At 64.6% G+C, this 22,799-nt stretch carries 22 protein-coding genes and 1 pseudogene; 11 read left to right on the plus strand and 12 right to left on the minus strand.

The window, feature by feature from the left end; genetic code table 11:
* The first annotated feature begins 97 nt into the window (after positions 1 to 97).
* Together WC739_RS07720 and WC739_RS07725 are read left to right on the plus strand one after the other, a co-directional pair.
* On the plus strand, positions 98 to 595 hold the full coding sequence (locus WC739_RS07720; protein ID WP_372952432.1) for a cytochrome b: 498 nt from the start codon (positions 98 to 100) through the stop codon (positions 593 to 595).
* A 160-nt stretch (positions 596 to 755) separates the two neighbouring features.
* The gene (locus WC739_RS07725; RefSeq protein ID WP_372952453.1) at positions 756 to 1,040 is read left to right on the plus strand and encodes an SCP2 sterol-binding domain-containing protein; all 285 of its coding nucleotides are present in this window, start codon (positions 756 to 758) and stop codon (positions 1,038 to 1,040) included.
* Positions 1,041 to 1,136: 96 nt separating this feature from the next.
* On the opposite strand, the gene WC739_RS07730 is transcribed toward WC739_RS07725, so the two are convergent.
* The gene (locus tag WC739_RS07730; protein ID WP_372952433.1) at positions 1,137 to 1,727 is read right to left on the minus strand and encodes a GNAT family N-acetyltransferase; all 591 of its coding nucleotides are present in this window, start codon (positions 1,725 to 1,727) and stop codon (positions 1,137 to 1,139) included.
* Positions 1,728 to 1,827: 100 nt separating this feature from the next.
* On the minus strand, positions 1,828 to 2,961 hold the full coding sequence (odc2, locus tag WC739_RS07735) for an ornithine/lysine decarboxylase (protein WP_372952434.1): 1,134 nt from the start codon (positions 2,959 to 2,961) through the stop codon (positions 1,828 to 1,830).
* 542 nt (positions 2,962 to 3,503) lie between these two features.
* On the opposite strand from odc2, the gene WC739_RS07740 reads away from it, so the two are divergent.
* The 4 genes from WC739_RS07740 (at position 3,504) to WC739_RS07755 (ending at position 7,623) form a co-directional block, all read left to right on the plus strand.
* Positions 3,504 to 4,700, plus strand: a complete 1,197-nt coding sequence (locus WC739_RS07740) for an amidase (protein ID WP_372952435.1) — start codon at positions 3,504 to 3,506, stop codon at positions 4,698 to 4,700.
* Between the two features lie 3 nt (positions 4,701 to 4,703).
* Positions 4,704 to 5,603: a LysR family transcriptional regulator gene (locus WC739_RS07745; RefSeq protein ID WP_372952436.1), complete on the plus strand. Its 900-nt coding sequence runs from the start codon at positions 4,704 to 4,706 to the stop codon at positions 5,601 to 5,603.
* Between the two features lie 152 nt (positions 5,604 to 5,755).
* Positions 5,756 to 6,424 (plus strand): DUF1007 family protein, encoded by a 669-nt coding sequence (locus WC739_RS07750; protein WP_372952437.1) that lies wholly within the window; start codon positions 5,756 to 5,758, stop codon positions 6,422 to 6,424.
* Positions 6,421 to 7,623 carry a nickel/cobalt transporter gene (locus tag WC739_RS07755; protein WP_372952438.1) on the plus strand — a complete coding sequence of 401 codons (1,203 nt, stop codon included), beginning with the start codon at positions 6,421 to 6,423 and terminating at the stop codon, positions 7,621 to 7,623. The genes WC739_RS07750 and WC739_RS07755 overlap by 4 nt, the downstream gene beginning before the upstream one ends.
* Positions 7,624 to 7,633: 10 nt before the next feature.
* On the opposite strand, the gene denD is transcribed toward WC739_RS07755, so the two are convergent.
* The 4 genes from denD to WC739_RS07775 all read right to left on the minus strand — a co-directional run bounded on the left by denD (position 7,634) and on the right by WC739_RS07775 (position 10,612).
* The gene (gene denD, locus WC739_RS07760) at positions 7,634 to 8,617 is read right to left on the minus strand and encodes a D-erythronate dehydrogenase (protein WP_372952439.1); all 984 of its coding nucleotides are present in this window, start codon (positions 8,615 to 8,617) and stop codon (positions 7,634 to 7,636) included.
* Positions 8,618 to 8,629: 12 nt separating this feature from the next.
* Positions 8,630 to 8,839 (minus strand): hypothetical protein, encoded by a 210-nt coding sequence (locus tag WC739_RS07765; protein WP_372952440.1) that lies wholly within the window; start codon positions 8,837 to 8,839, stop codon positions 8,630 to 8,632.
* Positions 8,840 to 8,919: 80 nt separating this feature from the next.
* Entirely contained in the window at positions 8,920 to 9,900 is a 981-nt protein-coding gene (locus WC739_RS07770) for a cation diffusion facilitator family transporter (RefSeq protein ID WP_372952441.1), read from the minus strand.
* A 25-nt stretch (positions 9,901 to 9,925) separates the two neighbouring features.
* Positions 9,926 to 10,612: a GNAT family N-acetyltransferase gene (locus WC739_RS07775; RefSeq protein ID WP_372952442.1), complete on the minus strand. Its 687-nt coding sequence runs from the start codon at positions 10,610 to 10,612 to the stop codon at positions 9,926 to 9,928.
* A gap of 83 nt (positions 10,613 to 10,695) precedes the next feature.
* Between WC739_RS07775 and WC739_RS07780 the strand changes: the two genes are divergently transcribed.
* Positions 10,696 to 11,880: a pyridoxal phosphate-dependent aminotransferase gene (locus WC739_RS07780; RefSeq protein ID WP_372952443.1), complete on the plus strand. Its 1,185-nt coding sequence runs from the start codon at positions 10,696 to 10,698 to the stop codon at positions 11,878 to 11,880.
* Between the two features lie 131 nt (positions 11,881 to 12,011).
* Entirely contained in the window at positions 12,012 to 12,386 is a 375-nt protein-coding gene (locus tag WC739_RS07785; RefSeq protein WP_372952444.1) for a YciI family protein, read from the plus strand.
* 30 nt (positions 12,387 to 12,416) lie between these two features.
* Here WC739_RS07785 and WC739_RS07790 read toward each other — a convergent pair whose 3' ends face one another.
* From WC739_RS07790 to WC739_RS07800, 3 genes are all read right to left on the minus strand, one after another.
* Positions 12,417 to 13,172 carry an SDR family oxidoreductase gene (locus tag WC739_RS07790; RefSeq protein ID WP_372952445.1) on the minus strand — a complete coding sequence of 252 codons (756 nt, stop codon included), beginning with the start codon at positions 13,170 to 13,172 and terminating at the stop codon, positions 12,417 to 12,419.
* Between the two features lie 219 nt (positions 13,173 to 13,391).
* On the minus strand, positions 13,392 to 14,135 hold the full coding sequence (locus WC739_RS07795) for a tellurite resistance TerB family protein (RefSeq protein ID WP_372952446.1): 744 nt from the start codon (positions 14,133 to 14,135) through the stop codon (positions 13,392 to 13,394).
* A 115-nt stretch (positions 14,136 to 14,250) separates the two neighbouring features.
* Positions 14,251 to 15,180 carry a rhodanese-related sulfurtransferase gene (locus tag WC739_RS07800; RefSeq protein ID WP_372952447.1) on the minus strand — a complete coding sequence of 310 codons (930 nt, stop codon included), beginning with the start codon at positions 15,178 to 15,180 and terminating at the stop codon, positions 14,251 to 14,253.
* Between the two features lie 190 nt (positions 15,181 to 15,370).
* Here WC739_RS07800 and WC739_RS07805 point away from each other — a divergent pair, with 190 nt between their 5' ends.
* Entirely contained in the window at positions 15,371 to 16,009 is a 639-nt protein-coding gene (locus tag WC739_RS07805; protein ID WP_372952448.1) for a 2-dehydro-3-deoxy-phosphogluconate aldolase, read from the plus strand.
* A gap of 71 nt (positions 16,010 to 16,080) precedes the next feature.
* Here WC739_RS07805 and WC739_RS07810 read toward each other — a convergent pair whose 3' ends face one another.
* From WC739_RS07810 to WC739_RS07820, 3 genes are all read right to left on the minus strand, one after another.
* Positions 16,081 to 16,287, minus strand: a complete 207-nt coding sequence (locus tag WC739_RS07810) for a hypothetical protein (RefSeq protein WP_372952449.1) — start codon at positions 16,285 to 16,287, stop codon at positions 16,081 to 16,083.
* Positions 16,288 to 16,460: 173 nt separating this feature from the next.
* Entirely contained in the window at positions 16,461 to 18,272 is a 1,812-nt protein-coding gene (locus WC739_RS07815; RefSeq protein ID WP_372952450.1) for a DUF882 domain-containing protein, read from the minus strand.
* A gap of 398 nt (positions 18,273 to 18,670) precedes the next feature.
* Positions 18,671 to 20,212: a sigma-54-dependent transcriptional regulator gene (locus tag WC739_RS07820; protein ID WP_372952451.1), complete on the minus strand. Its 1,542-nt coding sequence runs from the start codon at positions 20,210 to 20,212 to the stop codon at positions 18,671 to 18,673.
* A gap of 174 nt (positions 20,213 to 20,386) precedes the next feature.
* Here WC739_RS07820 and WC739_RS07825 point away from each other — a divergent pair, with 174 nt between their 5' ends.
* Together WC739_RS07825 and WC739_RS07830 are read left to right on the plus strand one after the other, a co-directional pair.
* Entirely contained in the window at positions 20,387 to 22,234 is a 1,848-nt protein-coding gene (locus WC739_RS07825) for a M3 family oligoendopeptidase (RefSeq protein WP_372952452.1), read from the plus strand.
* 358 nt (positions 22,235 to 22,592) lie between these two features.
* Positions 22,593 to 22,799: pseudogene (locus WC739_RS07830) on the plus strand (proton-conducting membrane transporter); the annotation flags it as partial.

Raw genomic sequence — 22,799 nt, forward strand, 5'->3', positions numbered from 1 at the left:
TCACAATTCCGGGAGAATTCCGGCCAAATTGCGCCAAGGTTCGCTAGCTATTCAGTATCGTGGCTGCGAGACTGCTCGCGACACCAGGGGAATCAAAATGACTGAAACTAGAGCCGGATATTCATCTTATCAGATTGCGCTGCACTGGATTATCGCGGCGCTGGTCTTGTTCCAACTGTTCTTCGGCGAGAGCATGACGACCGTCCAGGATGCTGCCGAAGAGGGCACGGTGCTTTCTGCAACCGATCAAACCTTGGGGTCGGCGCATTATTGGGTCGGGCTTGCGATCCTGGCGCTCCTGCTGGTCAGGCTGGTCGTGCGGCTGGCGGCGGGCGCGCCGGAGCCGGCAGAAAGCGGCCCATCCTGGATGCAGGTCGCCGCGCGCGTCTCGCACGGCCTTTTCTACCTGCTTCTCCTGGCCACGCCGATCGTGGGGCTTCTCGCCTTCTACGCCGGCGATCCCTGGGGGGATATCCATTCGCTCAACAAGCCGGTGTTCATCGTCCTGATCGCAATCCACGCCTTGGCGGCTCTCTTCCACCAGTTCTGGCTGGGAGACGGCACGCTGAAGCGAATCTTGGTACCGGCCCGCTAGGCGCAACAAGGAAACAGGGGCGCCCAAAACCGCAAACCGCGTTGACGTAAACGTCAACCCAAAGCTATATGCGGCGGCGATGTTCATCGCGAAAGACAAGGCAAAGCGCTTCGGGCGGATCGAAGCGCCTTTGCTCGATCAACCAGACGAGGAGAACAGTGTGAGCGTTCAGGACATTGCCGAGAAGATCAAGTCGCGCGTGGCGAGCAGCGGGTTCGATCGTTCCGTGAAATTCGATACCGGCGGCGATGGTGTCGTCGTCATCGACGGCGCGACCGTCTCAACCACCGACGCGCCCGCCGACTGCACGATCAAGCTCTCGCTCGACGATCTGGACTCGCTGATCGCAGGCGACCTGAACCCGACCATGGCGTTCATGACCGGCAAGATCAAGGTCGAAGGCGACATGTCGGTAGCCATGGCGCTCAGCCAGCTGATCGGCTGAGCACTGCAAGCGCCCGGACAGTAGCGCTTCCGAAAGTTCAAGACGCCGCCTTCCCTGGCGGCGTTTTCATTTGAGCGACCGTCTTGGTCTCGATCCTCAGGCCGCCAGCGTCCGTGCCTGCCCCTTCAGCTTTCGGCCGGACGCCTTGAGCGTGCCCTCGGCACCATCGAGCGCGCCATCCACCAGTTCCAGCGCCAGCAGGCGGTGCCGCTCGTAAGGCCCGGGCATGGCAAGTGCACCCGTCCGCGCCGCCGAGAAGCCGAAGCGACCATAATAGGGCTCGTCGCCGACCAGCAGGATCGCTGCGTGGCCGAGCCGAGCCGCCTCCGCGATGGCATGGCGCATCAGCGCCGAGCCGATGCCGGCACTTTTCAGCGACGGATCGACGGCGAGCGGGCCGAGCAGGAGCGCGGGCCGACCGCCCTCGCCCAATGTCACGTCCCAAAGCCGCACCGTGCCGGTCACCGCACCCGACGCATCGCGCGCGACGAAGGCCAAGCCTTCCGAGGGCCGCCGGCCGCGCCGCAGCTTCTCAGACGACTTCGTCTTGCGCCTAGGTCCCATGGCGGCGTCCAGCAACGCGTCGCGGGCCGCGACATCGGCCGCAGATTCCGCAACGATACCGCCCTCTGTGTTTGGAGAGGTGAGCGGCCAAGCGCCCTCAACGATGAAATTTGCAATGTCCATTTCCGCGATCCTTCACGAGCGGAGATCTGTTCCACAGGCGAGCCCGGGTGGGCGGCGGAAGCCGCCCACCCGGGACGATCTGACCGGTTCTTTCGAACCGTCAGATCACATAGGATCGGAGAGGCTCGAAGCCGTTGAAGGCGACCGCCGAATAGGTGGTCGTGTAGGCGCCGGTGCCTTCGATCAGCACCTCGTCGCCGATGGTCAGCGACAAAGGCAGCGGGTACGGCGTCTTCTCGTACATCACGTCGGCCGAATCGCAGGTAGGGCCGGCGAGCACGCAGGGCGCGGTCTCCGTGCCGTCATGCCGGGTGACCAGCGGGTAGCGGATCGCCTCGTCCATGGTTTCGGCGAGACCGCCGAACTTGCCGATGTCGAGGAACACCCAGCGCACATTGTCGTTGGCTGCCTTCTTCGAGATCAGCACGACTTCCGACTTGATGACGCCGGCATTGCCGACCATGCCGCGGCCCGGCTCGATGATGGTTTCCGGGATGGCATTGCCGAAATGCTTGCGCAGCGCCGAGAAGATCGCCTGGCCGTAGGCCTGCGCCGCCGGCACGTCACGCAAATAGCGGGTCGGGAAGCCGCCGCCCATATTGACCATCTTCAGGACAATGCCCTCTTCCGCAAGCGTGGAGAACACCCTCTTGGCGTCGGCCAGCGCGCGGTCCCAGGCGGTCAGGTCCGTCTGCTGCGAGCCGACATGGAACGACACGCCATAGGCGTCGAGGCCGAGCGCCTTCGCCTGGCGCAGCACGTCGACCGCCATGTCCGGCACGCAGCCGAATTTGCGCGACAGCGGCCATTCGGCGCCTTCTCCGTCGGTCAGGACGCGGCAGAACACGCGCGCGCCGGGAGCGACGCGAGCGATCTTCTCGACCTCCTCGACGCAATCGACGGCGAACAGCTTGATACCGAGCTGGTAGGCGCGAGCGATGTCACGCTCCTTCTTGATGGTGTTGCCGAACGAGATGCGGTCCGCCGGCGCGCCGGCGTCCATCGCCATCTCGGCCTCGGCAACGGAAGCGGTGTCGAAGGAGGAACCCATCGCGGCAAGCAGGCGCAGGATTTCCGGCGCCGGGTTTGCCTTCACCGCGTAGTAGATCTTCGAATCGGGCAACGCCTTCTCGAAGGCGCGGAAATTGTCGCGCACGACATCGAGGTCGACGACGAGGCAAGGGCCGGTCGGGCGTCGGGTGGCGAGGAAGTCAAGGATGCGCTGGGTGGCCATCGGGGTCTCTCCATCAGCGCCTTTCGGCGCGCAATAAGGCTGCGCAACGCGGGCTGTCGGCCTCGCGAATACGCGGTGGACAAAGGCGGGACGGAAATCCATGGAACCAGCCGGTGGAGACCCCGGTACCATGAAACGCCGTCTCGCGGCGGTGAACCTTGGCCTTGCCCGGCCTCGGTTCGCTTTGTCTGCCTTGGCTTGGATTGGGAGACCCGTTCCGCACTGCCGGCAATGAAGGTGTGCCTCTTCAGTAACCCCGGTCTTTGGACAACCGGCAGAACACCAGAAAGGCCCGCACCGTCGTTGCTTCAAGGTGTCCTCGGTCTGGCGGTTGGCCGCTAAACCGACTGGAGGGGTTGGCTCCAGTTACCTTACCGATATTCCTCACCATTCGAGGATCGGCGGACACCCACAGGCACGTGCGACTTTGGGCAAGCGCGATATAGGGTCGAAGGATTTCACAATCAATAAAAATCGCATCCAAGGTTGTAAAATTTCTGGCATCGAACAATGTTGATGGGATCGTATCCGGATATCGAACGATGACAGGCACCCACGGCCCTCTCAACGCCTTCCTGGATCTTCGGCAGATGCCGGTCGCGCATGCCGAACTCGGCCCGCTGGCCGGTTTGCGGCTGGCCGTCAAGGACATCTATGACGTCGCCGGCTTCCGCACCGGCTGCGGCAATCCGGAGAAATTCGCGGCGAGCCCCATCGCCTCGCGCACCGCGCCGGCAGTACAGGTGATCCTCGATGCCGGCGCCCGCTTCGTCGGCAAGACCCAGACGGACGAGCTCGCCTTCGCCCTGTTCGGCCAGAACGCGCATTTTTCGTTTCCGGTGAATCCGGCCGCGCCCGACCGCGTCACCGGCGGCTCGTCATCGGGCTCGGCGGCGGCGGTGGCGGGCAGGCTGGCCGACATCGCCACCGGCTCCGACACGGGCGGCTCCATCCGTGCGCCGGCGAGCTTCTGCGGGCTGATCGGGCTGCGTACCACGCATGGCCGCATTTCGCTCGAGGGCGCCATGCCGCTGGCGCCGAGCCTCGACACCTTCGGCTGGTTCGCCGATGACATCGAGACCTACGAGACCGTCGGCAAGCTGCTGCTTGGCCGCGATCCACATCACCACCCGCTCGACCGCCCGATCGCGCTTGACTGGCTGGACCAGCTGGTCGCCCGCCCGGCGCTTGCCGAATATGCCGACATGAAGGCCTTGGCGGGCAGGGTCTTCGGCGCGCCGGCAATGCCGGCGACGCATTTCAGCTCGACGCCGGATGAGCTCTTCTGGTGTTTTCGCCGGCTGCAGGCCAAGGAAGCCTGGGCGGTGCATGGCGCGTGGATAAGCGGCGGCGAGCGTCACCTCGGCCCTGGCGTCGAGGATCGGTTCCGTTTTGGCAGCACCGTCGACGACCGCACGGCTCAGGCCGAGAAGGTGCGACGGCTGACCTTTCGCGGCGAACTGGGCGCCCTGCTGGGCAAGGACGGCTTCCTGGTCCTGCCGACGGTGCCGGGGCCGGCGCCCTACGTGGACAGCACGCCGGAGCAGTTCCAGGCCTATCGCGAGCGGGCGCTGCGGCTCCTGTGCCTGGCGGGACTGTCCGGCTTTCCGCAGATCACCCTGCCCATCGGCACGGTCGCGGGCGCCCCGTTCGGCCTTTCGCTGCTTGGCCCTTCCGGCAGCGACATCGCCCTGATACGGCTCGGCCGGAGACTTCTCGACGCGGCACGAAAGGCCTGAGCGATGGACACACTGACCCGCATGCGTGCGTTCATCGATGTGGTCGAGGCCGAGGGCTTTTCGGCGGCGGCGCGCAAGATCGGCCGCTCCAAGGCGCTGCTGTCGAAATATGTGCGCGAGCTTGAGGACGAGCTTGGCGCGCTGCTGCTCAACCGCACCACCCGCCAGTTCTCGATGACCGAGGCCGGCCACACCTATTACCGGCGCGCCTCGGAGATCGTGCGCGAGGTCGACAGCCTAGCCGACGCGGTGCGCGAATCATCGGGCGATGTGCGCGGCAGGATCAAGCTGTCGGCGCCGCGCACCTTCGCCGACGCCCCCATCGGCCAGTCGCTGATCGACTTCGCCAAGCAGCATCCGGACATCGTGCTCGACATCCAGCTCGACGACCGCTTCGTCGATCTCGTCGAGGAAGGCTTCGACCTCGCGGTGCGCATATCGCGCCTCGAGAACTCGTCGTTGATCGCCAGGCGGCTCGCGCCGTTTTCCATAAGGCTCTGCGCCTCGCCCGAACTGATCGCCAAGCATGGCATGCCGACACGGCCGCAGGACCTCAGCCGCATGCCCTGCATCATCGACACCAATGGCCGCGGGCTGAACAACTGGCCGTTCAAGGGCGACAATGGTGATCCGATCAGCGTTTCGGTGTCGGGTCCGATCGAGGTCAACAGCCCGATGACGGCTCGGGCCGCCGCCGTGGCGGGCCTGGGTTTTTCCATCCTGCCTGATTTCATCGCCGCGCCAGACATCGAAAGCGGCCGGCTGGTCACGGTGATGGATGACCGCATCCTGGCCGGGGGCGGCATCTTCGCCGTCTATCCGCACCGCCGTTATCTGCCGGCGAAGGTACGCGTCTTCGTCGACTTCCTGGTCCATTGGTTCAGGACGCGCGAGGCATCCTGACCGGGCCGCCCGTCAAAGTGCGACCCGCCTTGAGTTCTGTTTGTGCGTGTCGTTTTCCGCCGCTCACTCCTGGGTGACACGCACCGGTCCCAATTTCGCCCCCTTTCTGGTCCCTCTCGCTATCTCCGAGCCCAATGGAATCGCTACCGGGAATGCATCTGAAACGGCACGCAATCATGCTGGCCACGGCCACGGCCGCGACCTTCGCCACTGTCGGACCGGCGCAGGTGCATCCCCACGTCTTCGCCGAGGCAAGGCTCGACGTCATCCTGTCGCCGGATCACCAAAGTGTGAAAGCGCTGCGCCATCTCTGGCGCTTCGACGATCTGTTTTCGAGTACCGTGATGATGGAGTTCGACAAGAATTCCGATCTGAAGCTTGACGACAAGGAGCTGAAGGATGTGGCCGACACCGTCCACGCCTCTCTGGCCGAGTTCAACTACTTCCAGCTCGTCACCGTCGACGGCAAGGACGTGGCGATGACGCCGCCCCCGCACCTGATGGCGAACTTCGACAACGACCAGCTGATCATCCTGTTCGAATCCGAGCCGAAGACGCCGATCAAGCTGGCCGGCAAGATCGATATCGGCGTCTACGACCCGACCTTCTACACGGCGATCGACTTCACCGAGGACTCCAACATAACGGTCGAAGGCCTGCCGTCGAATTGCGCCAGCAAGGTGGTCCGTCCCGACCCGGACGAGGCGATCAAGGAAAACCAGAAGACCCTGACGGATGCCTTCTTCAACGATCCGACGGGAACCGACATGAGCAAGATCTTCGCCACCAAGCTCGAACTGACCTGTCAGCCAGAAGGATGAAACCGGTGACGAAACCGTCCCTGCGTTTGGCACTCGGCCTGTTGATCGTCACCTTTGCCGCGATGCATTTCGCCGACGCGGCCCATGCGCAATCCTCCCTCGGCATCGGCGTCAATGACGGCATGGCGCCCAGCACCGGCCCGTTTGCCCACATCCTGATGTGGATCAACCTGCGGCAACAGGAATTCTACCGCGCGCTGGCGACAGCGATGAAGGCGATGCGCCAGGACGACAGCAAGATCTGGATCCTCATCGGCCTGTCCTTCGCCTATGGCATTTTTCACGCCGCCGGCCCCGGCCACGGCAAGGCGGTGATCTCGTCCTACATGGTGGCCAATGAAGTCGCGCTGCGGCGCGGCATCCTGTTGTCCTTCGTCTCGGCGCTGCTGCAGGGGCTGACGGCGGTGCTGGTGATGCTGCTTGCCTATTTCGTCCTGCGCGGCACCACCATCTCGATGACCGACGCGGCCTGGTTCATGGAGATCATGAGTTTTGCCCTCGTCACCCTGTTCGGCGCCTGGCTCTTGTGGCGCAAGCTCGCGCCTTCCGTCCAGCGCCTGTTCGGCGGAGCCCCGGCCTACAGCCTGTCGGCGGCTCACGCCGAAGGGGGGCATTCTCATGCCGGGCATTCGCATCCCGGGCATTCCCATGCGGCGCACAGCCATTCAGCGCATGCGCGCGCTCCGCACCTGCATGACCACCACGACCACGCGCATGTGCACGATCATTCGCACGATCATCACGACCACGGCGCGCACGATCACCACGATCACGCCGCCCATGACCATGCGCATCACGACCATGCGGCAGGCGAGGTCTGCGAAACCTGCGGTCACTCGCATGCACCCGATCCGGCCCTGCTGTCTGGCGATCGCTTCGACTGGCGCACCGCCTGGTCGGCGGTGGCCGCTGTTGGCATCCGCCCCTGCTCCGGCGCGCTGATCGTGCTGAGCTTCGCACTGCTCAACGGGCTTTGGCTGGGCGGCCTGCTCTCGGTGCTGGCGATGTCGCTGGGTACAGCCATCACCGTCTCGGCGCTGGCGACGCTTGCCGTGACCGCCAAGAACTGGGCGGTCTATTTCGCCGGCGACGGCCGCATGGGCAACCGCATCCACTCGATCGTCGAGATCGGCGGCGCCGCCTTCGTCTTCCTGTTCGGACTGCTGCTGCTTTCCGCGAGCCTGGCCGGAAGCGTATGATGCCGGCAGGTCAGGCCTGACCTGCGATCTTCCCACCCAACTCGTCGTCGATATGCGCGCGGATGATTTCGTCGAAACTCGCTTCCGCGACAAAGCCGAGTTCCCGTGACCGCCGCGCCTCGAAGCGGGTCGGCCAGCCCTTGACGATCGCCCAGATCGTCTCATCGGGCTGCTCGCGGATCAGGCTTGTCGCCTTCGGCCCGGCGATGCGCTCCAGCGCCTCGATCTGCTCGCCGACGGTGACGGCGACGCCAGGCATCGTCAGATTGCGGCGCGGCCCGACGGCGGCGCCGTCGATCCCAGCGGCATGGATCAGGAAATTCACAGCCGAGCGCGGGCTGGCATGGGTATGCACGACCGAGCGCGGCACCGGCAGGATTGCCTCCTGGCCGCTCAACGGCTCGCGGATGATGCCGGAGAAGAAGCCGGAAGCCGCCTTGTTGGGCTTGCCAGGCCGCACGCAGATGGTCGGCAGCCTTATCCCGATCCCGTCGAAGAAACCGCGCCTGGTATAGTCGGCGAGCAGCGCCTCGCTCATCTGCTTCTGCGTGCCGTAGGAGGTCAGCGGCGTCGGATGGAACTCATCGGGGATAATGTCCGGGAACGGCGCGCCGAACACCGCGATCGACGAGGTGAAGACGAGGCGCGGCGCAAAGCCGGCCAGCCGGATCGCATCGAACAGCCGGCGCGTACCGTCCAGGTTGACGCGGTAGCCGAGATCGAAATTCGATTCCGCCTCGCCTGACACGATGCCCGCGAGATGGAAGACGACATCGGGCCGCGACGCGAGCAGGCTTTCAGCGGCACCTGCCTCCGCGAGATCGCCGGTGTGAACTTCAATGCTGACGCCCTTGATGGCCGGCGCCTGCGGCGGCACGATGTCGTGCAGGTCGAGCGCGGTGATCCTCTCGCCGCGCAGCGTGCCGTCTTTCGCCAGCCGGGCGATGAGTTTGCGGCCGACCATGCCTGCCGCGCCAGTGATCAGAATGCGCATGTCGAAGATCCCCTATTTGTCCTGGTTCTTGCGCTGGTAGCGGCTGCGCAGCCAAAACACCGCGAAGAAGCCCAGCAGGAAAATGATGGCGACGATGCCGGCAAGCACGCCGGAGATGCTGCCCGCCGCCAGCATCAGCTTCGGCAGATTGTAGGCGGCTATGCCGAACAGCAGCATGATCCACAGTGCCGCGATCGCCGCATTCCTCGTGTCGCGATCCATCACCTTGCACCGGTGTGGCAGGCGGTCGTCAGGCCGGTTGTCAAGATTTTGGAACTCCCAAGTCAGACCGGCGCTCCGGCCTAGTGATGGTGGCCGTGATGCGCGGCCGCATCGTGGTCGTGGTCATGCCCGTTATCATGCCCGTGGTCATGGCCGTTGTCGGCGCAGCGGCCGAATTCCGGCTCCACGGTGGCATGGCTGATGCCGTGTCCGTTGGCAAGTCGCTTCTTGATGGCGCTGACCGCCCGAAAGGCATCGACCCCCTCATCGAGGCAGGCATGCAATGTCGCCATCGTGCTGGCGCCGTCGATCGACCAGACATGCATGTGATGGACCTCGCGCACGCCCGCCACCGTCGTTTCCAGGTCCCTCGCGATCAGGTCGCGGTCGAGGCTTGGCGGCACTCCTTCCAAAAGGACGTGCGCGGCTTCGCGCATCAACGACCATGCGGTGGAGAGGATCAGCAGCGCGACGAGAACCGACAGGATCGGGTCGATCGGCGTCCAGCCGGTGGCCAGGATGACAAGCGCAGCGGCGATCGCCGCGGCCGAACCGAGCAGGTCGCCAAGCACATGCAGGATGGCGCCGCGCATGTTGAGGCTTTCGCGGTCGCCGCCATGCAGCACGAAGAAGCAGGCGATGTTGACCAGCAGGCCGAGGCTCGCCACCGCCAGCATTGGTCCCCCCAGCACCAGCGCCGGTGTATGCAGGCGTCCCCACGCCTCGTAGACGATCCACAGCGCGATGACGAAGATGGCGATGCCATTGGTATAGGCCACCAGCGTCTTGACCCGGCCGAAGCCAAAGGTGAGACGGCCGGTCGCCGGGCGGCCGGCAAGATGGAATGCATACCAGGCCAGGCCGAGCGCGATCGAATCGGCCAGCATGTGGCCGGCATCGGCCAGCAGCGCCAGCGATCCGGTGAAAAAGCCGCCGGCTGCCTCTGCGACCATGAAACCGCCGGTCAGGCAGGCCGCGATCAGGACGCGTTTCTTGTCGGTCGAGCCATGGACATGGCCGGAACCTTGGCTGTGACCGCCATGATCGTGCGTATGCGCCAATGAAACTCCTGTTACGCGGTTCGGCTCACGCTCCGTATTCCGCGCGAAAATCCTCGAGCCGTCGCTTCTGCTTGCCGCCGCCAACGAAATTGGCCGGATCGAGCCATGCCTCATAGGCTTTGCTTAAGCCCGGCCACTCCTTGTCTATGATCGAATACCACGCAGTGTCGCGGTTTTCACCCTTGACGATGAGGTGCTGGCGGAAAATGCCCTCGAACTTGAAGCCGAACCGTTCGGCGGCCCGCTTCGACGGCTCGTTGCGGTTGTTGCACTTCCATTCGTAGCGGCGATAGCCGAGCTCGTCGAAAATGTACTTCATGAACAGGAACTGGGCTTCCGTCGCCGCCGGCTTGCGCGACATCAGCGGCCCCCAATAGATGTTGCCGATCTCGATGACGCCGTAAGCCGGGTCGATGCGCATCAGCGTCTGGCGGCCGGCGACCTTGCCGCTTGCCTTGTCGATGACGGCGAAGAACAGCGGATCCTCGCTGGCTTGCGCCTTGTCCAGCCAGGGCTGGAAAGCGGCGCGGGTCTCCGGCGGATAGTCGGGGAGCCAGGCGAAGCGGCCGTCGACATCCGGCACCGAGGACGCCTCATAGAGGCCATCGCCGTGTTTTGCGGCGCTCAGCGGTTCAAGCCGGACATACCGGCCGTCGAGGACCTTGCGCTCGGGTCGGGGACGCGGTTGCCAACCTTCGAGATTTTCCGACACAAGACACTCCAATCCGTTTGACTTTTGCGGGCCGAAGCTCACAAAAACGCGATCCAACAGCAAGAACCACACGGACGGGAAAAATGCTCCACACGATTTCAGCCTTCGACCGTCTCGGCGAGGAAAACGCCTTTGCCGTGCTGGCCCGGGCGACGGCGCTGGCCAGCCAGGGCCGCGACATCGTCAATCTCGGCATCGGCCAGCCCGACTTCAAGACGCCGCCGCACATCGTCGAGGCGGCGATCAAGGCGCTGCGTGACGGCCATCACGGCTACACCCCGGCCAATGGGCTGCTGGCGACGCGCGAAGCGGTCGTTCGACGCACGCTGACGACGACCGGCGTCGAAGTCTCGCCCGAAGCTGTGATGATCCTGCCGGGCGGCAAGCCGACCATGTTCGCGGCCATCCTCATGTTAGGCGAGCCGGGCGCCGAAATCCTCTATCCCGACCCTGGCTTTCCTATCTACCGTTCGATGATCGAATTCACCGGAGCAGCCCCCATTCCCGTGCCGATGCGCGAGGAGAACGGCTTCGCCTTCTCGGCCGAGGAGACGTTGGCGCTGATCACGCCGAAGACCAGGCTGCTGATCCTCAACTCGCCGGCCAACCCGACCGGCGGCGTCACGCCGCGCGCCGAGATCGAGAAGCTGGTCAAGGGGCTGGAGAAGCACCCCGATGTCGCCATCCTCTCGGACGAGATCTATGACGTCATGACCTATGACGGCGAGACGCATTGCTCGCTGCTCGCCTTTCCCGAGATCCGTGACCGGCTGATCGTGCTCAATGGCTGGTCGAAGACCTGGGCAATGACCGGATGGCGCATGGGCTGGTCGATCTGGCCGAATGGCGACAAGAGCGCCCACCTCTACGACAAGGTGCGCAAGCTGGCGGTCAATTGCTGGTCCTGCGTCAACGCGCCAAGCCAATACGCCGGCATCGCCGCGATAGACGGCCCCCAGGACGACGTCGACACCATGATGCGCGCCTTCGATCGCCGCCGGCAGGTCGTGGTCGAGGGGCTGAATGGCCTGCCCAATATCTCCTGCATCACGCCGAAGGGTGCTTTCTACGCCTTCCCGAACGTGTCGAAGACCGGCTGGAAGGCCAAGAAGCTGGCGTCCGCCTTGCTCGAGGAGGCCGGGGTGGCGCTGATCGGCGGCCCCGATTTCGGCATTCTCGGCGAAGGGTATGTCAGGCTCTCCTACGCCAACTCCGAGGAAAACATCCTGCGCGCGCTGGAGCGGATCAGGACGTTCCTGGCGAAGTGAGGCCAAGCGCCTCGCGAACCCTTGGTTTCGGCCGGCTGTCATGAGCTGTCCGTAGCCGGGCAATCAGGACTGGCGCGTATCGCCGGGACGGCTACGGTCCTGGGACAGGATCGAAAATCGGGTGCATCCAGATGTTCTATGCAATTCTTGCCTATCACGTGGAAAGTGCGATCAAGGCGCTCACTCCGCAGGAAGACGCGGCCCTGATGGCCGACTTGCTGAAGATTGGCACCCGGCTGCATGAGAAAGGCACCCTTGGCCCGTCCGCGCGCCTGGGGGCGACCCAGGACGCCTGCACCCTGCGCGGCCCGGGAGACGGCATGGTCATCGACGGTCCCTTCGCCGAGACCAAGGAACAGTTGCTCGGCCTCTATGTCGTCGACTGCGCCACGAGAGAGGACGCCATCGCCATCGCCCGCGACCTTCGCCGCGTCAATCCGACCGCCGTCTACGAGATCAGGCCCATTCTGCTCTTCAAACCCGGCGTCCCGCTGGCGGGCCAATGACCCGGGCGAAAGCCCGTCGTTGCCTGCTGCTCAGCCCCTGCCGACGAAAGGCATCTTGGTCGCCATCACCGTCATGAACAGCACATTGGCGTCGAGCGGCAGACTGGCCATGTGAAGGACCGCGTCTGCGACATGCCGCACATCCATCACCGCTTCGGCTGATATCGTGCCGTTGGCCTGCGGCACGCCTACGGTCATCGGCTGGGCCATGTCTGTCAGCGCATTGCCGATATCGATCTGCCCGCAGGCGATGTCATAAGGACGGCCATCGAGCGCCAGCGTCTTGGTGAGCCCGGTGATGGCGTGCTTGGTCGCGGTGTAGGGCACCGAACCGGGCCTTGGCGCATAGGCAGAGACCGAGCCGTTGTTGATGATCCGGCCGCCCATCGGTCGTTGCCTGCGCATCGCGCCGAAGGCGGCACGGGCGCACAGGAACGAGCCGGTGAGATTGACGCCGACGACGTCGTTCCAGACCTCGACCGGGATCTCGTCGATGGGCGTGGACTTGTATCCCATGCCGGCATTGTTGAAGAGCAGGTCGACCCGGCCGAAGGCAGCGGCCACGGTCTCGAACATTGCGTCGACCTCACCAGCCTTGCTGATATCGCAGGCAACCGCCAGGGCCTTTGCCTCTGTCGGCCCGGCCTCGGTGATCGCTTCATCCAGCACCGCCTTGCGCCGCCCGCAAAACACCGTGTTCCAGCCGGACTTCAGCAGTGCCGTGGCGACGCTCTTGCCGATGCCCGTGCCGGCGCCGGTGACGATGGCGGTTCGTGGATCTGTCATTTTGTGTCCTCCGCAGAAGCCGCAGCCATCGCAAATGATCGACGCCGTGACAAGCCGCAAGCGGAAGAACAAACCTCCCAACAAAAAGGGCGGCCATTGGCGACCGCCCTGATCTGAACCGGGCTTGGGAGGAGGAAAGCCGGTTCGACTGCCAGGAATGATGCGCTTGCTGGGTTAACGGAAGGTTAACGAGGCAAGGGCCGCTTGTGCCGTTTTGGCCTACCAGCGCGGATTGGGCGAAGTGCCGGCCGGCGCCGCGGGCGCCTTGGCCGCCGAAACGGTCGCCTCGACATGGTCGATGAGCGCGTCCGGCAGGCCGAGCCGGCCGGCAAGCAGGTCGAGATAGCCGCGCTCGGCGCGCGTGTCGGGATCGATGGTCAGGCGCGACGCGGTGTAGAGTTCGAGCTTCTGCGCATCGGTCTTGGCGCCGGCCACCAGCGTGTCGAGATCGAGCGGGCTCTCCAGTTCCGCCATCAGGAACTTTTCGGCATCCGTATCGATCCCAGAAAGGCTGAGCTTGCCGGCGATCTTCTGGCGTTCCTCGTCGTCGATGTGACCGTCGGCCTTCGCGGCCGAGATCATCGCGCGAATCAGGGTCAGCGTGAATTCGTCCTCTCCCTGCGGCGCCTGCGACGGGTGGAAGGCGGTGTCCTGCGGCGGCGGCAGAAGTTCCGGCTCGCCGGCCGTGGGCGCCTGCTGTTCCGGCGCATTCCCGGACTTGTAGTTCTGGTAGGCCTTGTAGGCGAGGCCACCGATCGCGGCCAATCCTCCGAGCCTCACGGCGGCGCCCGTTACCTCACGGCCGGCGCCGGTACCCAGCAGCACGGCCGCAAGCGCCCCGGCGGCTAGCGGATTGTCCTTGGCCATCTGGACGGCCTGGCCCGCCTTGTCGCGAACGGTGCCGCCGCTGCCGGGAATTTGCGAGCCGAGCAGATCGTCGAGAAGCTTCTTGGGGTCGAACATGCAGTGCCTCCAGGATTTGCCCGGCCGAACGGGCGGTTTCGAACGTCGCAGAGGTAGGTCCCGCATCCTGACATTACAATGACACGGGCCGCACGGCGAGTAGCCGATGCCTCGCTCAGGACCCGATATGCGGACCCCTGCCCCGCGACTGCGCAAGCTCGACCTGGCGTTGCCGCTCGGCGTATCGCCGGCGGTCCTCGTCGGAACGGGCGTCGAAGCAATGCGGACAGGACACGCCGGCGGCGAATTTGGGCGATTGGCGGTCGTCGGCGGTCAGCGGGTGGCGGCAGGCGCGGCAAAGCTTCGCGTCGCCCTCGGCAAGGCCATGCGACACCGAGACCCGCTCGTCAAAGACGAAGCACTCGCCCTCCCAGAGGCTCTGGCCGGCCGGAACCTCCTCGAGATATCGCAGGATTCCGCCCTTGAGGTGGAACACGTCCTCGAAGCCGAGTGATCTGACATAGGCGGTCGCCTTTTCGCAGCGTATGCCGCCGGTGCAGAACATCGCGACCTTGCGGCCCTGCAACTGCTCCCGGTGCGCTTCCACCCAGGCGGGGAATTCCCGAAAGCTTGCCGTTGCCGGATCGACAGCACCCTTGAAGGTTCCGATCGACACTTCGTAGGCATTGCGCGTGTCGATGACGATCGTGTCTGGGCTTGAAATCAGCGCGTTCCAGTCAGCCGGCGCGACGTAGGCGCCGGCGCCTGTCATCGGGTCGATCGTCTCGACCCCCATGGTGACGATCTCGCGCTTCAGCCGCACCTTCATGCGGTGGAACGGCATTTCGGCCGCACTGCTGTACTTGACCTCGAGATTGGCCAGGCCGTCGATGGCTTCGATATGCGAGATCAACGCGGCGATGTCGTCTACGGCGCCGGCGACGGTGCCGTTGATGCCCTCGCGCGCCAGGAGCAGCGTGCCCTTGATGCCGCGCCCGCAACAGAAGGCGGCGAGCGGCGCGCGCAGGGCTTCGAACGCATCGAGCCGGGCGAAGCGGTAGAGCGCGGCGACGCGGATCGCGTCTGTTGGCGTGGACGATGTCATGGCCACGCAGCAACTAGCCGCTCGCGGCAGCCGATTCAAGGCTGGCGTGTTCATCAGCCCATCATCGGTCTCGACTTGTGGCCGGCATGGCTGTCCCGGTCCGTGTGACATCGTGATACGCTTCGTTTCGTGGACAGAAAAACACCCGTCTGCTAATCGGTTGAATCAGCCACCGAAGCGGAGAGCCACAGTGCCAAGCAAGACCGAAAATCTCCTGTCGCTCCTCAACGGCCAGCCTGTCATCCCGGTGCTCAGGATCGCCAATGTCGCTGACGCCGTACCACTGGCCCGCGCGCTGGCGCGCGGCGGCCTGCCGGCGATCGAGATCACGCTGAGGACCGCCGACGCACTGGAAGCGATCCGGCGCGTGGCGGCCGAGGTCGAGGAAGCCATCGTCGGCGCCGGCACCATTCTCGATGCGAACCAGTTCGAACAGGCCGCCAGCGCCGGTTCGCGGTTCATCGTCAGCCCAGGCATCACGCGCGAGCTGCTGGCGGCGGCAGCCGACAGCGAGGTTCCGCTGCTGCCCGGTGCCATCACCCCCGGCGAGATCATGGCCGCGCGCGAGGCGGGCCTGCGGTTCCTGAAGTTCTTCCCGGCCGAGCAGTCCGGCGGCATCGCCTCGCTGAAGGCTTTCGCCTCTCCGCTCGCCGACGTGAAATTCTGCCCGACCGGCGGCATCACCGGCAAGAACGCGGCCGACTATCTGAGCCTGGCCAATGTCGTCTGTGTGGGTGGCTCCTGGGTGGCGCCGGACGACCTGGTCAAGGCGGGCAAATGGGATGAGATCGAAGCCCTCGCCCGCGCTGCAAGCCAGCTCAAGAAATAGCGGTGCCACGCGCACGCAAAAAACCCGGCCGGCTTGCGCCGACCGGGTTTTTCGAGATCGATCCTGACTGATCAGCTACAGACCTTGACCTCTTTGGTCACCTTGTGATGGTGCCTCCAGGTCGTGACCACCCTGGTGTGGCAGTGCTTCTTCATCATCCGCATATGATGATGCATATGATTGTCGGTCTTGACGACAACAGTCGCCGCCTGTGTCGGAGCGATGGCCGCCGAAGCGGTTGCCAGCGCAATGACGGATGCCAATAGAATTTTTTTCATGGGTATCCCCGGGTTTGAAACTACCGAGGAGAAACCCGCGGAACTGCCCACCGTTCCGTGATCACGGCAATGTCAGACCGGCGTGAAGTTCGAAGGGCGGAGCGAGCGAGCCGCTCGAAGCAGCAAAAAGCCGCGCCGGTCGCCCGGCGCGGCTCTCGATCGGAATTGATGCGTTACTTGGTCTGGAAACGGGCGACCGATAGGAACTTGACGGCGTTGCCGGTGAACCGATTGGCATCGGCCACTTGATTGCCCGGCTGGAAACCGGTCGTGTAAACTTCGCTCGGTGGCGTGTGCACGATGCTGTAGGCGTAACCCGGCGCTGTCGTGGCGCTCGACACGGCGGCGACAGTCTCGCCACTGGTCAGCGCCCAGCGCGCGGCCTGCGGCGCGGCGGCAACAACCATGGCTTTTGGACCTGGCTTCAGATCGCGCGCCGTGGCCCTCGGTTCCTTGCGGGTGGTCTTCACGCCGGCGCCGATGGCGGCGACCGGATCGGAGCCGGCCGGCCGCGCGGCCACGGCGTCGCGGGGCCATGCGACATCCGCATCCGACTGATCGTTCGGGGCCGGACCCGGCTCGGACAAGGAAGCAACCTGGTATTCGTCGGCGGCGCCGACCTCGGCATTGGCCTCGTCGAGCACGGCCTTCACCGCATCCGGCCTGGCCATCTCTGGCCGGGCCGTAGGCAGCACCGAGAATGCATCGGCGGCGGCCTTGCCCTGTTCAGCCGTATCGGCAAGCGCCATCAGCACATCCTTGCTGGGGGGCGGTGCCAGTTCCGCCGGCAAGGCGCGCTCCGGACGCCAGGTCGGCAACGGTATGTTGTTCACGGCGACACGGGCCGGATCGGCGGTCGCTGGCGCGACGGCCGCGGCATCGGTCTTGCCGAAAGGCACGCTCGCCGGCGCCTGCGCGGTCGCCACGGCCTGCTCGGTCGTGGACGACGCATCCGCCATCGCAAACGGCACGTCCTCGGGGGTCTGCGCGCCGACATCCGCCTTTGGCCGCGGCGCGAAGTCAGGCAACGGAATGCTGCGCGACGGCAGGGACGCGATGATGGTCTCCGGCGTATCCTTTGCCGGCTCGGCGTCCTGCTCTTCGGCGATCCGCGGAATATCCGCGCGCTGCGCATTCTCGGGGGCCACGATCGCAATGCCCGGCAATTGGCTGCTCTTGGCCGTCGCGAGTGCGGGCTTCACGCTCTTGGCCCTGGGCGGGGGAGCGGCTGACGCGGTCTCGACATCGGCGCTGTCGTCGGCCTCGTCGTCGCCGCCGCCACCGAAGAAGGCGGCCAGGAATCCACCGGATTTCTTGCCGCTGCGTCCGGCGCTGGCCATCTCAATGGCTGGAGCACCCGAACCCTTGCGCGACTTGTAGGAAGCAAGCGCCTGCTCATAACCGGGCAAAGGCCGGCCGTCGCTCGGCACATGCAGTGTCTTGCCGTTGGGGAACAGGCTGACCAGTTCCTGGCGGCTGATGCCGGGCCAGTGGCGCACATTGCCGACATCCATGTGGACGAAGGGCGAGCCCGAGGTCGGATAAAAGCCGACACCGCCGCCCTGCATCTTGAGGCCGATGTTGCGCAGCTTCTTGAGCGGCACGCCGGGAATATAGAAGTCCATGGCCTTGCCGAGCATGTGCTGGCTTTTCTCGGCCACGCCGCGGCTGCGGCTGCGTAGCATCGAATTGGTCGACGGAGAGCGATAGCCGCAGACGACCTGGATATAGTCGGTCGCGCCGCTTTCGCGATACGCTTCCCAGACCAGGTCCAGCAGGCGCGGATCCATCTTGGTCGGCTCGTTGCGACGCCAGTCGCGCAAGATGATGTTGATCTTCCTGAGGCCGTCGGCGTCGTAGCGGCCATTGCGCTTGTAGACGATCTCGGCCTTCTCGTGCGTATGGAGATGATAGAGCTTGAGCGAACGTGTGTCGGCACTGGCGCCGGTGGCGGCCGCGGCCACGAGACCAAAAGCGACGATCAATGCCGCCAGCCACTTTGGCCAGACGCTCGAGTGATGGTGCCGCCCGTTCGTGTGTCGTTCGATTCTGTTCAAATCAAAAGGCCCTGCAGGCTGCCGTTTGTCCCCGGATTTGCACAAACGGACGTGGAATGATCACATCCGAATATCGATCCTAATGGTTAATCATCGCTTATTGAAGCTGAAATACGGTAACACCATGGCGATATCCCGTCAAAATTTGTCCGCAGGGTTTCTTGGTAAACCGCTGGTTTAGATCAGGTTTCGGCGTTTACCCGAAACACGATCTGTTACCGATGGCCTTAATGCGTGAACAGGCCTGTCCATGAGTTTGCCCCAATTCGGTCGAAAGCCGCGAAACGCTGGGATTGTGCCGATGCAAGCGTGTCACGACGCCGGTGTCAGGACGCGAGGCGATCGATTCGGCCGGTCTCCGGATCGATGCCGTATTCCTTGAGCTTGCGGTAGAGTGTCGAGCGGCCGATGCCGAGCCGGCGGGCGACCTCACTCATCTGGCCGTTATAGTGATCGATGGCGAGCTTGATCATTTCCAGTTCGACGTCGGCCAACGCCCGCACATTGCCGCGTTCGTCAAGCGCCCGCAACGTTCCGAAGCGTGACAGGAACCTGGCCGGCGCATCCGCTTCGGGCTCGGGCGCGCCTCCATCCGACGGTCCTGCGTCGAGGCGCGGCCGTGCATCAACGGGCGGGTACGGCAAGGAAGCGACGCTGTCGGCGTCGAGATTGATCGTCCCTTCCACCTGCGCCCGGATCTGAGGGAAGTCCTCGGTGGTCAACACATCGCCTTCGCACAGCACCGAGGCCCGGAAGACGGCATTCTCGAGCTGCCTGATGTTTCCGGGCCAGTCATAGGCCTGCAACACGGCAAGGGCCGCGGCCGAGATGCCCTGCAGGCGATGACGCTGGTCGGCCGGCGCCACCTTCTCCATGAAATGCGTGACCAGGTAGGGAATGTCGTCGCGGCGGTCTCGCAGCGGCGGCACGAAGATCGGGTAGACGTTGAGCCGGTAGAACAGATCCTCGCGGAACTTGCCGTCCTTGACCTGTTGCAGGAGGTTGCGGTGCGTCGCCGAGATCAGCCTGATATCGACCCTGACCGTGCCGCGGCCGCCAACCGGGTCGACCTCGCCGTCCTGCACGGCGCGCAGCAGCTTGACCTGCACGTCGAGCGGCAAGTCGCCGATCTCGTCCAGGAACAAGGTTCCCGAATGCGCCTCGACGAACTTGCCGGTGTGCTTGTCGGTGGCGCCGGTGAACGACCCCTTCTCGTGCCCGAACAGGATCGATTCGACCAGATTGTCGGGAATGGCGCCGCAGTTGACGGTAACGAAGGGTTTCGAGCGGCGGTCGCCGCTGCCCTGGATGGCGCGCGCCACCAGTTCCTTGCCGACGCCGGATTCGCCCTCGATCAGGATCGGTATGCTTGATGCCGCCGCTTTCTGGCCAAGGCGGATCACCCTGTCCATGGCCGGGCTGTGCGTGATCATGTCCTTGAAGGTCAGGAGCCCGCCGCGCCGTCGTGACGTGCGCTTGACCTCGCCTTCGACGGCTTCGACCTTGAGCGCGTCGGCGATGGAAGCCCGCAGCCTGTCCGGAGACGCCGGTTTGACGACGAAATCGAAGGCGCCGTGGCGCATCGCCGAAACCACCGTCTCGATGCCGCCCTGGGCGGTCTGAACGATCACCGGGACGTTGATGCCGCGTTCACGCATCGCCTTCAGCACGCCGATCCCGTCGAGACCGGGCATGACAAGGTCGAGGATGACCAGCGACACCTCGCCGGCGCCTTGCCCGTCGAGGGCGTCGAGGGCGGCCGCGCCGCCATCGACGACGGTCGCGACGTGGCCGAACCGCGTCACCGCCGCCTCGAGCAGCCGGCGGTGCACGGGATCGTCATCGACTATAAGTATGGAACCTGTCATGACTGATTGACTGTGCCGCCCGAGGAATTCTGGCCTGTGGACCATCTTGGCACAGGGTTCTAAATAAGCTTTCAAAAAACCCGGTGAACGAATTCCTTAGGATTTGATCGGCTTCTCGTTCCCCTTGAACATTGGCCACGGAAGGTAACGGTATTTCACATGGTTTTTAGGCACATGCTTCCTGGGCACACGGTTTCCGCTCGGCACCTGTTGGCGCCAACATCCGGCCAAGGCGCCGCCGAGCTTGGCAATTTGCCGGAGTGGAACCTTGCCGATCTCTATGCCGGCATGGATGCGCCGGAACTGAAGCGTGACATCGCCAGGGCCGCCAGTGAAGCGATCGGCTTCGAGAGCCGCTGGAAAGGCACGCTGGCCGCCGAGGCCGGGCGAGGCGGCGCGGGCAAACTGGGCGAAGCGCTGGTGGCCTACGAGGCACTGGAGGAACTGATCGGTCGCATCGTCTCCTACGCCGGCCTGGTCTATGCCGGAAACACCGCCGATCCCGCGCGCGCCAAGCTCTATGGCGACGTCCAGGAGAAGATGACCGACGCCAGCGCGCACCTGTTGTTCTTCGCGCTCGAACTCAACCTCATCGACGACGCCGCGATCGAGGGCGCGCTCGCCGCCGACCCCGCCTTCGGCCATTACCGCCCGTGGGTGCTCGATCTGCGCAAGGACAAGCCCTACCAGCTCGAGGACCGGGTCGAGCAACTCTTCCACGAGAAATCGATCACCAGCCGTGGCGCCTGGAACCGTCTGTTCGACGAGACGATGACCGACCTTCGCTTCGACATCGACGGCGAGGAACTGTCGCTGGAACCAGCGCTGAACCGCTTGCAGGATGCCGATGGCGAGGTGCGTCGCCGAGCGTCCGAGGCGCTGGCCGCGACCTTCCGCAAGAATGTGCGCACTTTCACGCTGATCACCAACACGCTGGCTAAGGACAAGGAGATATCCGACCGCTGGCGCGGCTTCGAGGACATCGCCGATTCACGCCATCTCGCCAACCGCGTCGAGCGCGGCGTGGTCGATGCGCTGGCGTCGGCCGTGCGCGACGCCTATCCGCGCCTGTCGCACCGCTATTACGCGATGAAGGCGCGCTGGCTGGGCATGGACGTCATGAACCACTGGGACCGCAACGCGCCGTTGCCCGATACGCCACAGGCGGTCATCGGCTGGGACGAGGCCAGGAATACGGTGCTGTCCGCCTACCAGCGCTTTTCGCCCGACATGGCGGAGATCGCCCGCACCTTCTTCGACCGCAACTGGATCGACGCGCCGGTGCGTCCCGGCAAGTCGCCCGGCGCCTTCGCGCATCCGACCGTGCCGTCGGCGCATCCTTATGTCCTGCTGAACTACATGGGCAAGCCGCGCGATGTGATGACGCTGGCGCATGAACTCGGCCATGGCGTGCATCAGGTGCTGGCCAGCGGTCAGGGCGCGCTGATGGCCTCGACGCCGCTGACCCTGGCCGAGACGGCCTCGGTGTTCGGCGAGATGCTGACCTTCCGCTCGCTGCTCGACCAGACCACCGACAGGCGCGAACGCAAGGCCATGCTCGCCCAGAAGGTCGAGGACATGATCAACACCGTCGTGCGCCAGATCGCCTTCTATGAATTCGAGCGCAAGGTGCATGCGGAGCGCAAGAATGGCGAGCTCACCTCCGACAGGATCGGCCAGTTCTGGCTCGAAGTGCAGGCCGAGAGCCTCGGCCCCGCGATCAAGCTGCGCGAGGGCTATGAGGTATTCTGGACCTACATCCCGCACTTCATCCATTCGCCCTTCTACGTCTACGCCTATGCTTTCGGGGACTGCCTGGTGAACTCGCTCTACGCGGTCTACCAGAATGCAGAACGCGGCTTCCAGGACAAGTATTTCGAGATGCTGCGCGCCGGCGGCACCAAGCATCATTCCGAACTTCTGGCACCCTTTGGGCTCGACGCCACCGACCCCGCCTTCTGGCAGATCGGCCTTGGCGTGATCAGCGGCCTGATCGACGAGCTGGAAGCGCTCGACGCCTGAGGCATCTTTGATGCCTGCCAGAACAGTTAAGCCGGAATGCATGTCGGCATCACACTGTTCTTGTGGAAATATTTGTTCTTGAACAACTTTGGGCGGGAGTTTTCACCATAGCTTTCCGCAAGCTCTATGATAGCCTTTATTCCAAGCTCAGCCGTAGTGGATGCGGGTCGGCGGGAAAAGTCTCGCCCGGCCCTGACATTCCGGTGCAGGCGACAACAGCCGTTGGCCATGGGCATGCAAACCTTGTCGCCGACAGCTCGAACGGAAGCCGGCTGTTCCGCGAAACGCGGAATACCATCGAGTGGTCCTTCGCCGAAGGTCACGACCCACGGCGAGCGGATCCGACTGGAGAGAGACAATGGGCACTTATTTCTATGTGGTCCTGGCGTTCCTGGTAGGCGTGTTGGTTGGCTGGTTCATCTGGGGGCGTCTGCGGGGCGAACTCGACAGCCTGCGTGGCGATCTCGGCCGCACGCGTGGCGAACGCGACAAGCTGCAAGCCGCCAGTGAGCGCCTGACCGGCGAACTCGATGCCTCCGGCAAGGCCCGCGCGGACCTCGAGCGC

The sequence above is a fragment of the Mesorhizobium sp. genome (assembly GCF_041661565.1).
Classification (GTDB): Bacteria; Pseudomonadota; Alphaproteobacteria; order Rhizobiales; family Rhizobiaceae; genus Mesorhizobium.

Bases quoted from the DNA above. Each gene is read 5' to 3' on its own strand.
- WC739_RS07785 (WP_372952444.1), top strand. From the start codon at position 12,012: ATGTTCTATGCAATTCTTGCCTATCACGTGGAAAGTGCGATCAAGGCG.
- WC739_RS07795 (WP_372952446.1), bottom strand. From the start codon at position 14,135: ATGTTCGACCCCAAGAAGCTTCTCGACGATCTGCTCGGCTCGCAAATT.
- WC739_RS07765 (WP_372952440.1), bottom strand. From the start codon at position 8,839: ATGGATCGCGACACGAGGAATGCGGCGATCGCGGCACTGTGGATCATG.
- WC739_RS07790 (WP_372952445.1), bottom strand. From the start codon at position 13,172: ATGACAGATCCACGAACCGCCATCGTCACCGGCGCCGGCACGGGCATC.
- WC739_RS07800 (WP_372952447.1), bottom strand. From the start codon at position 15,180: ATGACATCGTCCACGCCAACAGACGCGATCCGCGTCGCCGCGCTCTAC.
- WC739_RS07780 (WP_372952443.1), top strand. From the start codon at position 10,696: ATGCTCCACACGATTTCAGCCTTCGACCGTCTCGGCGAGGAAAACGCC.
- WC739_RS07750 (WP_372952437.1), top strand. From the start codon at position 5,756: ATGCATCTGAAACGGCACGCAATCATGCTGGCCACGGCCACGGCCGCG.
- WC739_RS07820 (WP_372952451.1), bottom strand. From the start codon at position 20,212: ATGACAGGTTCCATACTTATAGTCGATGACGATCCCGTGCACCGCCGG.
- WC739_RS07810 (WP_372952449.1), bottom strand. From the start codon at position 16,287: ATGAAAAAAATTCTATTGGCATCCGTCATTGCGCTGGCAACCGCTTCG.
- WC739_RS07740 (WP_372952435.1), top strand. From the start codon at position 3,504: ATGACAGGCACCCACGGCCCTCTCAACGCCTTCCTGGATCTTCGGCAG.
- odc2 (WP_372952434.1), bottom strand. From the start codon at position 2,961: ATGGCCACCCAGCGCATCCTTGACTTCCTCGCCACCCGACGCCCGACC.
- denD (WP_372952439.1), bottom strand. From the start codon at position 8,617: ATGCGCATTCTGATCACTGGCGCGGCAGGCATGGTCGGCCGCAAACTC.
- WC739_RS07825 (WP_372952452.1), top strand. From the start codon at position 20,387: ATGCTTCCTGGGCACACGGTTTCCGCTCGGCACCTGTTGGCGCCAACA.
- WC739_RS07745 (WP_372952436.1), top strand. From the start codon at position 4,704: ATGGACACACTGACCCGCATGCGTGCGTTCATCGATGTGGTCGAGGCC.
- WC739_RS07755 (WP_372952438.1), top strand. From the start codon at position 6,421: ATGAAACCGGTGACGAAACCGTCCCTGCGTTTGGCACTCGGCCTGTTG.
- WC739_RS07730 (WP_372952433.1), bottom strand. From the start codon at position 1,727: ATGGACATTGCAAATTTCATCGTTGAGGGCGCTTGGCCGCTCACCTCT.
- WC739_RS07720 (WP_372952432.1), top strand. From the start codon at position 98: ATGACTGAAACTAGAGCCGGATATTCATCTTATCAGATTGCGCTGCAC.